A 12914-nucleotide genomic window follows, 5' to 3' on the forward strand; every position below is an offset into this window, starting at 1 on the left:
GCAAGCCGGGGTTTTTCGTTGCTGAAAACTGTGGAGCAAACGGATTAACCGGCTACCGCGATACGTTTCATATCGGTCATGTAGCCACGCAGTTTGCGACCAACCGCTTCAATCGGATGCTGACGAATCGCTTCGTTCACATCACGCAGCTGCGCGTTGTCTACCTGAGTGCCTTCCACTGCTTTGCCCAGGTCGCCCGGTTGCAGGGTGGTCATGAACTCTTTCAGCAGCGGAACCGCCGCGAAGGAGAACAGGTAGTTACCGTATTCTGCGGTATCAGAGATAACCACGTTCATTTCATACAGACGCTTACGCGCGATGGTGTTAGCGATCAGCGGCAGCTCATGCAGTGATTCGTAGTAAGCTGACTCTTCGATGATGCCCGCGTCGATCATGGTTTCGAACGCCAGCTCAACGCCTGCTTTGACCATCGCGACCATCAGGACGCCTTTGTCGTAGTATTCCTGCTCTTCGATTTTACCTTCGAACTGCGGTGCGGTTTCGAACGCGGTTTTACCGGTCTCTTCACGCCAGGTCAGCAGGTTTTTGTCGTCGTTAGCCCAGTCAGCCATCATGCCGGAAGAGAACTCACCGGAGATGATGTCATCCATGTGCTTCTGGAACAGCGGAGCCATGATGCCTTTCAGCTGCTCAGACAGCGCATAAGCACGCACTTTAGCCGGGTTAGACAGGCGATCCATCATCAGGGTGATGCCGCCAAACTTCAGTGATTCGGTGATGGTTTCCCAGCCGAACTGAATCAGTTTCTCAACATAAGCTGCGTCAAAGCCTTCTGCCACCAGCTTGTCGAAGCACAGCAGAGAACCCGCCTGCAGCATGCCGCACAGAATGGTCTGCTCACCCATCAGGTCAGATTTCACTTCTGCAACGAAAGAAGATTCCAGCACGCCTGCACGGTCACCACCGGTGGCTGAAGCCCAGGCTTTCGCAATCGCCATGCCTTCGCCTTTCGGATCGTTTTCCGGGTGAACCGCGATCAGGGTCGGCACACCGAAACCACGCTTATATTCTTCACGAACTTCAGTACCCGGGCACTTCGGCGCAACCATCACCACGGTGATGTCTTTACGGATAGTTTCGCCCACTTCAACGATGTTGAAACCGTGTGAGTAGCCCAGTGCTGCGCCATCTTTCATCAGCGGCTGTACTGCCTGAACCACCGCAGAGTGCTGTTTGTCCGGCGTCAGGTTAACCACCAGGTCCGCCTGCGGGATCAGCTCTTCGTAAGTACCCACTTTGAAGCCGTTATCAGTCGCTTTGCGGAAAGAAGCGCGTTTCTCAGCAATCGCTTCAGCACGCAGCGCGTAAGACACATCCAGGCCAGAGTCGCGCATGTTCAGACCCTGGTTCAGACCCTGAGCACCACAGCCAACGATGACCACTTTTTTCCCTTTCAGGAAGCTTGCGCCATCCGCGAATTCATCGCGTGCCATGAAACGACATTTGCCTAACTGCGCTAACTGGTTGCGCAGATTCAATGTGTTGAAGTAGTTAGCCATGGGTACTCCGGTTTGATGTTGTGTTTGTTTTGTTCAGTAACGACGTTATCAGTAGCGCCGCGAATGACCCCATCATATGACAGGAAATCTGTTGCTTAAATTGATATATTAACAACGCCACATTGCAGGATTTGCAATATTACTTTGAGGTTACCCGCGCATGGATTTACGAGACCTGAAACTCTTCCTCCATCTGGCCGAAAGCTGCCACTTTGGCCGCACGGCGCGTGCCATGCATGTGAGTCCGTCCACCTTGTCGCGCCAGATCCAGCGCCTGGAAGAGGATGTCGGCCACGCGCTGTTTCTGCGTGATAACCGCACGGTGACGCTGACCGAAGCCGGTGAACGGCTGCGTCAGTTTGCTCAGCAAACCCTGCTGCAATATCAGCAACTGCGTCATGTGATGGACCTGAACGGCCCGTCTCTCAGTGGCGAGCTACGCCTGTTCTGTTCGGTGACGGCGGCTTACAGCCATCTGCCACCGATCCTCGATCGCTTTCGTGCCGAGCATCCCCAGGTAGAAATCAAACTCACCACCGGTGATGCGGCAGATGCAATCGAGATGGTGCAATCCGGTGAAGCCGATCTGGCGATTGCCGGTCGCCCGGAATCGCTGCCCGCCAGCATAGATTTTACGCCACTTGGGCTGATTCCGCTGGTGCTGATCGCCCCGGCATTGCCCTGCCCGGTGCGCAGCCAGGCGACACAGGATGAGCCGGACTGGTCGCTGATTCCGTTTATCCTGCCGGAACAAGGGCCTGCGCGACGCGGTATTGATTTGTGGTTCCGCCGCCGCCGTATCCCCAATCCGCTGATTTATGCCACGGTATCGGGCCATGAAGCGATTGTGTCGATGGTTGCGCTCGGTTGTGGCATTGCGCTGCTGCCGGATGTGGTGCTGGAAAATAGCCCGGAGCCGGTGCGTAATCGCGTGCTGGTGCTGGAGAATGTCGAGTCCGTTGCGCCGCTGGAATTGGGCGTGTGCGTACAAAAAAAGCGGCTCGGGGAGCCGCTTATCAATGCTTTCTGGAACCTGCTGTAATTACTGACCCGCGAGGAAGAAGCGGAACGCCGGGTTATTGACTTCATCGTGGAAGTCATAGCCCAGCGCCATCAGATGCTCCTCAAAGCGCGGCTCATCCTCACCCAGCTCAAACGCCGCCAGCACACGACCGTAATCCGTACCGTGGCTGCGATAGTGGAACAGCGAGATATTCCAGTGCGTACCCAGCGTTTGCAGGAACTTCAGCAGCGCGCCGGGCGCTTCCGGGAATTCAAAGCTGAACAGACGTTCACGCAGCGGTTTGGAGGGACGCCCCCCCACCATATAGCGCACGTGCAGCTTGGCCATCTCATCGTCAGACAGATCCACCACGTTATAGCCACCCTGCGTCAGCTGGCTGATGATTTCACTGCGCTCCTCCAGCCCGCGCGTTAAACGCACGCCGACGAAGATGCAGGCGTTGTCGGCATCCGCGTAACGATAGTTGAACTCGGTCACTGAACGGCCACCCAGCGTCTGGCAAAACTTCAGGAAGCTGCCCTGCTGTTCAGGAATGGTTACCGCCAGCAGCGCCTCACGCTGCTCGCCCAGTTCGCAACGTTCGGAGACGTAGCGCAGACCGTGGAAATTCACGTTCGCCCCGGAGAGGACGTGCGCCAGACGTTCGCCTTTGATGTCGTGTTGCTGGATGTATTTTTTCATCCCTGCCAGCGCCAGTGCCCCGGAAGGCTCCGCCACCGCACGCACATCTTCGAATAAATCCTTCACCGCCGCACAGATGGCATCGCTATCCACGGTGATGATGTCGTCGATATATTCCTGGCACAGACGGAAGGTTTCGTCGCCGATACGCTTTACCGCCACGCCTTCAGCAAACAAGCCAACGCGCGCCAGATCGACCGGATGGCCGGCATCCAGCGCCGCTTTCAGGCAGGCCGAATCTTCCGACTCGACGGCGATCACTTTGATCTGCGGCATCAGCTGCTTGATCAACACCGCCACACCGGCCGCCAGACCACCGCCACCGACGGGCACGAACACGCGATCGAGATGCGCGTCCTGTTGCAGCAGCTCCATCGCCAGCGTGCCCTGTCCGGCGATCACCGCCGGATGGTCAAACGGAGGGACGAAGGTGTAACCCTGCTGCTCCGCCAGCTCAATCGCTTTCGCTTTTGCCTCGTCGAAGTTGGCACCAAACAGGTAAGCCTCACCGCCAAATGCGCGCACTGCATCAACCTTGATATCTGCCGTGGCCAGCGGCATCACAATCAGTGATTTGATACCGAGGGTGCTGGCCGAGAGCGCCACGCCCTGCGCATGGTTACCGGCTGATGCCGTCACCACGCCGCGCGCTTTTTGCTCTTCATTCAGCCCGGCAATCATCGCGTATGCCCCGCGCAGCTTGAAGCTGTGCACCGGCTGTCGATCTTCGCGCTTCACCAGAATGGTGTTGCCGAGACGCGATGAAATTTTTTCCATTTTCTGTAACGGCGTCACCTGCGCGATTTCATACACCGGTGAACGCAATACCGCGCGCAAATACTCCGCGCCGCACGGCGCCGCGGGTAGCGGTTGAGACTCAGCCATCTGTTAGCCTCCCAGCTTGGACTTATCGCGCACCGCGCCTTTGTCAGCGCTGGTCGCGAGTGATGCGTAAGCACGCAGCGCGAAGGAAACCTGGCGCTCACGGCCATGCGGCGTATACGCCTCATCGCCACGCGCTTCTTCCTCTTCACGACGTGCGTGCAGTTCGTTTTCCGGTACCGCCAGCTTGATGCCACGGTTCGGGATGTCGATTTCGATGATGTCGCCGTCTTTCACCAGCGCGATGGTGCCGCCATTGGCTGCTTCCGGTGAAGCGTGACCGATGGACAGGCCGGAAGTACCGCCAGAGAAACGGCCATCGGTGATCAGTGCGCAACTTTTACCGAGGCCCATCGATTTCAGGTAGGTGGTTGGATACAGCATTTCCTGCATGCCCGGACCACCTTTCGGCCCTTCGTAACGGATCACCACCACATCACCGGCGACAACTTTACCGCCGAGAATGGCTTCAACCGCATCATCCTGGCTTTCGTAAACTTTGGCCGGACCTTTGAAGGTGAGGATTTCTTTATCCACACCGGCGGTTTTCACGATACAACCGTCTTCCGCCAGGTTGCCGTACAGTACCGCCAGACCGCCATCCTGCGAGAACGCGAACTCACGGGTACGGATACACCCTTCCTGACGGTCGTCATCCAGCGTGTCCCAGCGGCAATCCTGCGAGAAGGCCTGAGTGGTACGAATACCGGCCGGACCCGCGCGGAACATTTTCTTCACCGCTTCGTCTTTGGTCAGCATGATGTCGTACTGATCCAGCGTCTCACGCAGGTTCAGACCCAGCACGTTGCGCACGTCGGTGTGCAGCAGACCGGCACGATCCAGCTCGCCGAGGATACCGATAACGCCACCGGCACGGTGAACGTCTTCCATGTGGTATTTCTGGGTACTCGGTGCCACTTTGCACAGATGCGGCACTTTGCGCGACAGACGATCGATATCGGAGATATTGAAGTCGATTTCACCTTCCTGAGCTGCGGCAAGCAGGTGCAGGACGGTGTTGGTGGAACCGCCCATGGCGATATCCAGCGTCATGGCGTTTTCAAAAGCCGCTTTGCTGGCGATGTTACGCGGCAGCACACGGGCATCGTCCTGCTCGTAATATTGCTTGGTCAGGTTAACGATGCGCTTACCCGCGTTGATAAACAGATCTTTGCGGTCGGCATGGGTTGCCAGCAACGAACCGTTACCCGGCTGCGACAGACCCAGCGCTTCGGTCAGGCAGTTCATCGAGTTGGCGGTGAACATACCGGAACAGGAACCGCAGGTCGGGCAGGCGGAACGCTCGATTTGCTCGCTGTCGGCATCGCTGACATTCGGGTTGGCACCCTGAATCATCGCATCCACCAGGTCCAGCTTGATGATTTTGTCAGACAGCTTGGTTTTACCCGCTTCCATCGGGCCACCGGAAACAAAGATCACCGGGATGTTAAGGCGCAGTGACGCCATCAGCATCCCGGGGGTGATTTTGTCGCAGTTGGAGATGCAGACCATCGCATCGGCACAGTGGGCGTTAACCATGTACTCGACGGAGTCGGCAATCAGCTCGCGCGAAGGCAGTGAATACAGCATGCCGCCATGACCCATGGCGATACCGTCATCCACTGCAATGGTGTTGAACTCTTTAGCCACACCACCAGCCGCTTCGATTTGTTCAGCGACCAGTTTGCCGAGATCGCGCAGGTGGACGTGGCCTGGCACGAATTGGGTGAATGAGTTGACCACGGCGATAATCGGCTTACCGAAATCGGCGTCGGTCATTCCTGTCGCGCGCCACAAGGCACGGGCACCCGCCATGTTACGGCCATGGGTGGTGGTGGCGGAACGGTACTTAGGCATGCTCTATTTACTCCAGTAAGAAAGGGCACGCGGACGCTGGTGCGCCCGCGAAAAGTCTTGTTATGCGTTAACCGGATCCAGCCAGCCCCATTTGTCTTCAGTTTCGCCAGTGAACAGGCCAAAGAACGCCTGCTGAATGCGTTTGGTCACCGGACCGCATTTGCCTGCGCCAACCTGGATACCGTCTACGCTGCGTACCGGAGTGATTTCCGCCGCAGTACCCGACATAAACACTTCGTCAGCCAGGTACAATGATTCGCGTGACAGCACCTGCTCGCGCACTTCGATACCCATGTCTTTTGCCAGTTTGATGATGGCGTCACGGGTGATGCCCGGCAGTGCAGAAGAGGTGAACGGCGGCGTGAACAGGATGCCATCTTTCACTTCGAACAGGTTTTCACCGGCCCCTTCTGAAATATAGCCGTTGGTGTCGAGAGCGATACCTTCCTGATAACCGTGGCGGCGCGCTTCGCTACCTACCAGCAGAGAAGACAGGTAGTTACCACCGGCTTTTGCCGCAGTCGGCAGAGTGTTCGGTGCAACGCGGTTCCAGGAAGACACCATTGCGTCGATACCCTGCTCCAGCGCTTCGGCACCCAGGTAAGCACCCCACGGGAACGCGGCGATGATCACATCGGTGGTGTAGCCATCTGGCGGGTTCACACCCAGGCCCACGTCACCCACGAACGCCAGCGGACGGATATAGGCGCTTTTCAGTTTGTTGACGCGCAGTACTTCGCGGCAGGCTTCCATCAGCTCATCTACGCTGGCTTTGATTGGGAAGCGGTAGATTTTGGCGGAGTCGTGCAGACGCTGCATGTGTTCGCGATGACGGAACACCACCGGACCTTTGTGAGAGTCGTAGCAACGCACGCCCTCGAACACAGAAGTACCGTAATGCAACGCGTGAGACATGACGCTAACCTTGGCGTCTTCCCACTTAACCATCTCCCCATTGAACCAAATAAAGTCTGCTTTCTTCGTACTCATTGTTATTTCCTTTCGCGACTAGGCACGGATTTGTTGTGTTGTCTGTTGTTGGATTTGGACGCAAGCGACATCCATCAGTTTACTTAATTGCGAAGACAGTAAATCGACTGAACGCTGGCTGGCAACGGTCATTTCAATATTAATGTTTTCCGTATTCGCGGCTGATGCCATGTTCATGGCGCATACCTGGAAACCACGGTGGCGCACGACGCGCAAAATGCGTTCCAATATTTCAGGGCGGAAGCGGGCCTCGATAGACAATTGATGCTGGTTCATGCGGTTTTCTCCATCATGTTTGCGTTGCTGGCACCTGGTGGCACCAATGGCCAGACGTTTTCATGCTCATCAATCGAAACATGCAGGAAGTAAGGACCTTCACTGTTCAGCAGAGCATCGAGGGCGGCGTCGACCTGATCTTTACGGGTAATGCGCTGGCCGGGGATATCAAACGCGCTGGCCAGCGTCAGGAAATCGGGGTTATCAGTCAGGATGGTTTCGCTGTAGCGACCATCAAAGAACAGCTGTTGCCACTGGCGCACCATACCGAGACGTTGGTTATCCAGCAGCAGGATTTTAACCGGCAGTTTGCCGCGCTTGATGGTGCCCAGTTCCTGGATATTCATCATGATGGAACCGTCGCCGGATACGCAGATCACGGTGTCGTTCGGGCGGGCTACCTGAGCGCCTATCGCTGCTGGCAGGCCAAAGCCCATGGTGCCGAGGCCGCTGGAAGTAATAAAATTTTCCGGCGCGCTGAACGACATATGCTGTGCCGCCCACATCTGATGCTGACCAACGTCGGTGGTAACCACGTCGCTGGCCGCTTTACGGTCAGAAAGTTGCTTCAGCAGCAGCGGCGCGTAAATCGCTTCACCCGGATGATCGTAACGCCAGCTAAATTCCGCCTTCAGCATTTTCACTTCGGTGCGCCACGCGTCGATTTGCAACGGCATGCTCAGTGCGGGCAGCACCTGGTTGAGATCGCCCTGTAACGAAACGTGCGCACGGCGCAGTTTGTTCAGCTCGGCAGGGTCAATATCGAGATGGATGACACTGGCGTGCGGCGCGAAGGTATCGAGCTTACCGGTGACACGGTCGTCAAAACGTGCGCCGACGGCGATCAGTAAGTCACACTCCTGCACCGCAATGTTGGCCGCCTTGGTGCCATGCATCCCCAGCATACCGAGGTAGACTTCGCTGCTGGCATCGGCACTGCCCAAACCTTTCAGAGTGGCAACCATCGGAATGCCGGTATCAATCGCCATAGCACGCAGTGCCGGAACGGCATGCGCCATACCCACGCCCCCACCGATATACAACATGGGTTTTTTCGCCTGGGCCATCAGCGCGCGCGCTTCGGCGATCTGCTGTGCCGAGTGGATCGGCGCTTCTTCAACCGGCAGCAGGCGTGGTGTCGGTTCACCTCTGGCAACCTGAATGTCTTTCGGGATATCAACCAGCACCGGACCAGGACGGCCAGACTGCGCGATGGCAAAGGCTTCTGCCATCACTGAAGGTAAATCATCAAGGGATTCGACGAGAAAACTGTGCTTGGTGCAGGCCAGTGACAGACCGAGAACGTCAATTTCCTGAAACGCATCGGTACCGATAAAAGAGGAAGCGACCTGCCCGGTAATCGCTACCACCGGGATGGAATCCATCATCGCGTCAGCTAATCCGGTGATCAGATTGGTCGCTCCCGGGCCTGAGGTAGCGATACAGACGCCGGTTTTACCCGTGGCACGCGCATAACCAATCGCCGCCATCACCGCACCTTGCTCATGCCGACACAGTAGGTGTTCCACGCCGCCATCGTAGAGCGCATCGTACACTGGCATGATGGCACCACCAGGATATCCAAACACGGTCTCAACACCCTGCGCGCGTAAAGTCTGAACTACCCACTGTGCACCTGTCATGGTTATTCTCCTGTATCCCTGCGGGAACAACAGAATTTTATGCTACTGTTCATTATCTGTTCCTCGATGATTCGCTGATATTTTGCCTGGTCGAAAAAAAACCCCCGGACCTTTCGGTGCGGGGGTTTTTGGAATTCCGGGCTTGATTTTTAAGCCTTTCTTTCTCCAAGCGTAGCCCCGCACGGTGGGATAATAATCACCACCACGCTAATCACGACTAGGCTAATCACTTGTAGAAGGGCTTTCATGTGTTGTTCGTTTTTTCGATTGTTCGAAGTAATACCTACAGAGTTACCATAGTTATCCGTGCATTGACAATAATTTTCATCAGAAATTTTTATGACGCTGCGTCTCAGTCGCGGTTATCACTTTGTAAGTAAAGGGTTATTTACATTCGTGATAAATATTCATTACGACCGCGACGTAATCTTCCATGCTTACTTTGGAAACTTGCTTCCAAAAGCGATAAACGTGCGGCAAAACACCACGAAATAATGGAATCGGGTGCGCAGTTATTATCATCACGATTCGATCTCGCAAGGTGAAGCGCGCAGGATAGGGCTAACAAGGAGAGGTTATGTCTTTATCCCGGGTTTTAACACGCGCGGCACTGGGCGTTCAGGCACCACTGGTGACAGTGGAAGTGCATATCAGTAACGGCCTGCCCGCTTTAACACTGGTCGGTTTGCCAGAGACAACGGTGAAAGAGGCGCGGGAGCGGGTTCGCAGCGCCATCATCAACAGCGGTTTTGCCTTTCCGGCGAAGCGCGTCACGATCAATCTTGGTCCCGCTGATCTGCCTAAAGAGGGTGGGCGCTACGACCTGCCGATCGCCATTGCGATTCTCGCAGCCTCAGAGCAGCTTCCAGACGCCAAACTCACTCAATATGAATTCCTGGGTGAATTAACGCTAAACGGCTCGCTCTGTGGCGTTCAGGCCGCCATTCCGGCAGCGATGGCGGCACTGCATGCTGGCAGGCAAATGATTCTCTCTGAACAAAATCAGCAGGATGTGGGTTTAATCCGAGAAGGCGTTACCCTCGTTGGCAAGGATCTGCTTGAGATCTGCGCTTTTCTCCATAACCAGGCAGAGTTAACCGTCGCCCACTACCAACCTGAAGCGCCCAACAGAGAGACACAGGACCTGAGCGATATCATTGGTCAGGAACAGGGACGCCGCGCGCTGGAGATCACTGCGGCTGGCGGGCACAACCTGCTGCTGCTCGGTCCGCCAGGAACCGGGAAAACCATGCTGGCCACCCGCTTACCCGGCATCATGCCGCCGCTGAGCGACCAGGAAGCGCTGGAGTGCGCGGCAATTGCCAGTCTTGTCAGTAGCGGCAATATCCATCGTCAGTGGCGTAAGCGCCCGTTTCGCGCGCCACATCATAGCGCTTCACTGTATGCCTTGATCGGTGGTGGCTCTTTGCCGCGTCCGGGAGAAATCTCTCTGGCGCACAATGGCGTACTGTTTCTGGACGAGCTGCCTGAATTCGAACGCAAAGTTCTGGACTCTCTGCGGGAACCGATTGAGTCCGGAGAGATCGCGATATCACGAACCCGGGCAAAAGTAACTTACCCTGCCCGCTTTCAATTGATTGCAGCGATGAATCCCAGCCCAACGGGTCATTATCAGGGCACGCATAATCGCTGTACGCCGCAGCAGGTATTACGCTACCTGAGTCGTCTTTCCGGCCCCTTTCTCGACCGTTTCGATCTGTCACTGGAGATCCCGCTCCTGCCCAACGGCACGCTAAGCCAGAAACAGCAGCGCAGCGAGAGCAGTGCCGATGTGCTACAACGGGTTCTTGCGGCGCGACAGCATCAAATCGATCGCAGCGGTAAAGTGAATGCGCACTTATCCAATAAGGACATTCAGCGTTGGTGTCAGTTGCTTCAGGATGATGCGAAGTGGCTTGAAGACGTGTTGAATTCTCTGGGGTTATCAGTGCGTGCCTGGCAACGCATCCTGAAAGTGGCAAGAACTATCGCGGATCTGGCGGGAGAACCGCAGATTACCCGCCCTCACCTGCAGGAGGCGGTTGGGTATCGCAGTATCGATCGGTTAATGATTTTTCTGCACAAAAGCCTGGAATAAAAAAACGGGGCATTGGCCCCGTTATCTTAGTCTTCGCTGTCGCTGTAGTCTTCGACGCTGTCCATCTGCGGTTTACCACCGGAAAGCGTGTGAAAACGCTTGGGACGCTTGATACGTGCGGTATATTTCGACCATACACGTTCAGCTTCCGTTTGCGGCTCACGAATACCACGACATACTTCAAGAAATAATCGCTCTTCTTCTGTCACCGGCTCACGCTTTGCCAGGTCCAGTTCATTAAAGGCATAACCGTGGCGCTCAAGAAGCGTAGCTTCTTTAATGGTGAAATCACCATGACGCGAAAAACCACGCGGGTAATGTTTGTTATCAAAGAAACGATTCGTTGTTGCGAAGCTGTCCGCCATTGTACACGCTCCTGATTCTCATATGGCCGTGCTATTTATGGCGCGGAGTATTAGATAGGCTTGACAGAGTGTAAAACAAAACATTTAAATCAATACGACAAACATTTTTTGGGAGAATGCTGTGGATACGGAATTACTGAAAACTTTCCTCGAAGTGAGCAGAACACGTCATTTCGGGCGCGCTGCTGAAGCGCTTTACCTCACGCAATCTGCCGTTAGTTTCCGCATTCGCCAACTGGAAAATCAGCTGGGCGTTAACCTTTTTACTCGTCATCGTAATAACATCCGGCTGACTTCGGCAGGTGAGCGTTTATTGCCCTACGCCGAGAGCCTGATGAGTACCTGGTTGATGGCTAAGAAGGAAGTTTCGCACACACAGCAACATCATGAGCTTTCTATCGGGGCTAGTGCTTCACTCTGGGAAGCCTACCTAACCCCCTGGCTACAATCGCTTTATGAGAACAGAGAAAGCCTGCATCTTGAGGCGCGGATTGCACAACGGCACTTACTGGTAAAGCAGCTACATGAACGGCAGCTTGACCTTTTGATCACCACTGAAGCGCCAAAAATGGATGAATTGACCAGCCAGCAAATTGGTCATATTTCACTCGCGTTATTTCGTGCACGGAAAACTGAGAAACGTGAAAAATATGATTACATTAAACTGGAGTGGGGAGCAGATTTTCACCAACATGAAAATTATCTGTCCAGTGATGACGTTCCGGTATTAACAACAACTTCGGCGCATGTTACCCGCGAATTGCTGCATACGACTGGCGCTTGTGCCTTTTTACCTGATTTCTGGCATGGCATTTATAGCGATCTGATGGTTATTCCTGATACACCTGTCGCTGTCAGACCGTTATATGCGGTATGGCTTCAGAATAGCGATCAGCAGGCGCATATTCGGCAGCTGCTTAAATATCCGGTATTGACACATTGAGGTAATAAAACGGGAAGGGTTTGAGTGGATATTGGTGAAGCTCAACTCTCTTCACCACTAAATTTGGAACAAAAAAAATCCTTTGCCTAAGCAAAGGATTGTTTTCTGGCAGGGGCGGAGGGACTCGAACCCCCAACACCCGGTTTTGGAGACCGGTGCTCTACCAATTGAACTACGCCCCTAAATGAGGGTGGCGGTGCGGACGGGACTCGAACCCGCGACCCCCGGCGTGACAGGCCGGTATTCTAACCGACTGAACTACCGCACCACCGAATACTGCATTACCAGCGGGGTCTCGCTGATAACCGGTGTTACCTTTTCAGGTAAATACCTTAAATTGATGCCTGGCAGTTCCCTACTCTCGCATGGGGAGACCCCACACTACCATCGGCGCTACGGCGTTTCACTTCTGAGTTCGGCATGGGGTCAGGTGGGACCACCGCGCTACAGCCGCCAGGCAAATTCTTTCTGCTCTGTCCTGTGTCTTTTGCACTGCTGCTGCGTTGGCTGCATTCGCGTAAGTCAGTCACATACTTATGTATGCTCCTTCCTTCCGTCTCTTTTGCCGCCTTGCTTCAGCGCAAAATCCTTCAGACCTCAATCCGCAGGACATAACTGAATCCGGTAAACAAAGC

General features: G+C 55.0%; 11 protein-coding genes, 2 tRNA genes and 1 rRNA gene. 3 read left to right on the forward strand and 11 right to left on the reverse strand.

Features of this window, described 5'->3' with window-relative positions:
• Positions 1–44 precede the first annotated feature (44 nt).
• Entirely contained in the window at positions 45–1520 is a 1476-nt protein-coding gene (gene ilvC, locus CUN67_RS19270) for a ketol-acid reductoisomerase (RefSeq protein WP_208716870.1), read from the reverse strand.
• Between the two features lie 160 nt (positions 1521–1680).
• Here ilvC and ilvY point away from each other — a divergent pair, with 160 nt between their 5' ends.
• Complete coding sequence (ilvY, locus tag CUN67_RS19275) at positions 1681–2562, forward strand: HTH-type transcriptional activator IlvY (RefSeq protein WP_084877799.1); 882 nt, start codon at positions 1681–1683, stop codon at positions 2560–2562.
• Here the strand turns inward: ilvY and ilvA are convergent, their stop codons facing one another.
• The 6 genes from ilvA to ilvL form a co-directional block, all read right to left on the reverse strand.
• Positions 2563–4110 carry a threonine ammonia-lyase, biosynthetic gene (gene ilvA / locus CUN67_RS19280; RefSeq protein ID WP_208716871.1) on the reverse strand — a complete coding sequence of 516 codons (1548 nt, stop codon included), beginning with the start codon at positions 4108–4110 and terminating at the stop codon, positions 2563–2565.
• Positions 4111–4113: 3 nt separating this feature from the next.
• A complete protein-coding gene (ilvD, locus tag CUN67_RS19285) occupies positions 4114–5964 on the reverse strand; it encodes a dihydroxy-acid dehydratase (RefSeq protein ID WP_208716872.1) in 1851 nt (616 codons plus the stop codon).
• A gap of 60 nt (positions 5965–6024) precedes the next feature.
• Positions 6025–6954 (reverse strand): branched-chain-amino-acid transaminase, encoded by a 930-nt coding sequence (gene ilvE / locus CUN67_RS19290; protein WP_084877804.1) that lies wholly within the window; start codon positions 6952–6954, stop codon positions 6025–6027.
• Positions 6955–6972: 18 nt separating this feature from the next.
• Positions 6973–7230: an acetolactate synthase 2 small subunit gene (ilvM, locus tag CUN67_RS19295; RefSeq protein WP_208716873.1), complete on the reverse strand. Its 258-nt coding sequence runs from the start codon at positions 7228–7230 to the stop codon at positions 6973–6975.
• Positions 7227–8873, reverse strand: coding sequence for an acetolactate synthase 2 catalytic subunit (gene ilvG, locus CUN67_RS19300; RefSeq protein ID WP_208716874.1), 1647 nt, complete (start codon positions 8871–8873; stop codon positions 7227–7229). The genes ilvM and ilvG overlap by 4 nt, the downstream gene beginning before the upstream one ends.
• 149 nt (positions 8874–9022) lie before the next feature.
• The gene (gene ilvL, locus CUN67_RS19305; protein ID WP_071783595.1) at positions 9023–9121 is read right to left on the reverse strand and encodes an ilv operon leader peptide; all 99 of its coding nucleotides are present in this window, start codon (positions 9119–9121) and stop codon (positions 9023–9025) included.
• A 329-nt stretch (positions 9122–9450) separates the two neighbouring features.
• Between ilvL and CUN67_RS19310 the strand changes: the two genes are divergently transcribed.
• Complete coding sequence (locus tag CUN67_RS19310) at positions 9451–10971, forward strand: YifB family Mg chelatase-like AAA ATPase (RefSeq protein WP_208716875.1); 1521 nt, start codon at positions 9451–9453, stop codon at positions 10969–10971.
• Positions 10972–10997: 26 nt separating this feature from the next.
• On the opposite strand, the gene CUN67_RS19315 is transcribed toward CUN67_RS19310, so the two are convergent.
• Positions 10998–11336, reverse strand: a complete 339-nt coding sequence (locus tag CUN67_RS19315; RefSeq protein ID WP_084877814.1) for a DUF413 domain-containing protein — start codon at positions 11334–11336, stop codon at positions 10998–11000.
• Between the two features lie 121 nt (positions 11337–11457).
• Here CUN67_RS19315 and hdfR point away from each other — a divergent pair, with 121 nt between their 5' ends.
• Entirely contained in the window at positions 11458–12279 is an 822-nt protein-coding gene (gene hdfR, locus CUN67_RS19320) for an HTH-type transcriptional regulator HdfR (protein WP_208716876.1), read from the forward strand.
• 106 nt (positions 12280–12385) lie between these two features.
• Here hdfR and CUN67_RS19325 read toward each other — a convergent pair.
• The 3 genes from CUN67_RS19325 to rrf form a co-directional block, all read right to left on the reverse strand.
• A tRNA-Trp gene (locus CUN67_RS19325) sits at positions 12386–12461 on the reverse strand.
• 9 nt (positions 12462–12470) lie between these two features.
• A tRNA-Asp gene (locus CUN67_RS19330) sits at positions 12471–12547 on the reverse strand.
• 74 nt (positions 12548–12621) lie between these two features.
• A 5S ribosomal RNA gene (rrf, locus tag CUN67_RS19335) occupies positions 12622–12737 on the reverse strand.
• Positions 12738–12914 lie beyond the last annotated feature (177 nt).

This window comes from Pantoea cypripedii (assembly GCF_011395035.1).
GTDB lineage: Bacteria > Pseudomonadota > Gammaproteobacteria > Enterobacterales > Enterobacteriaceae > Pantoea > Pantoea cypripedii_A.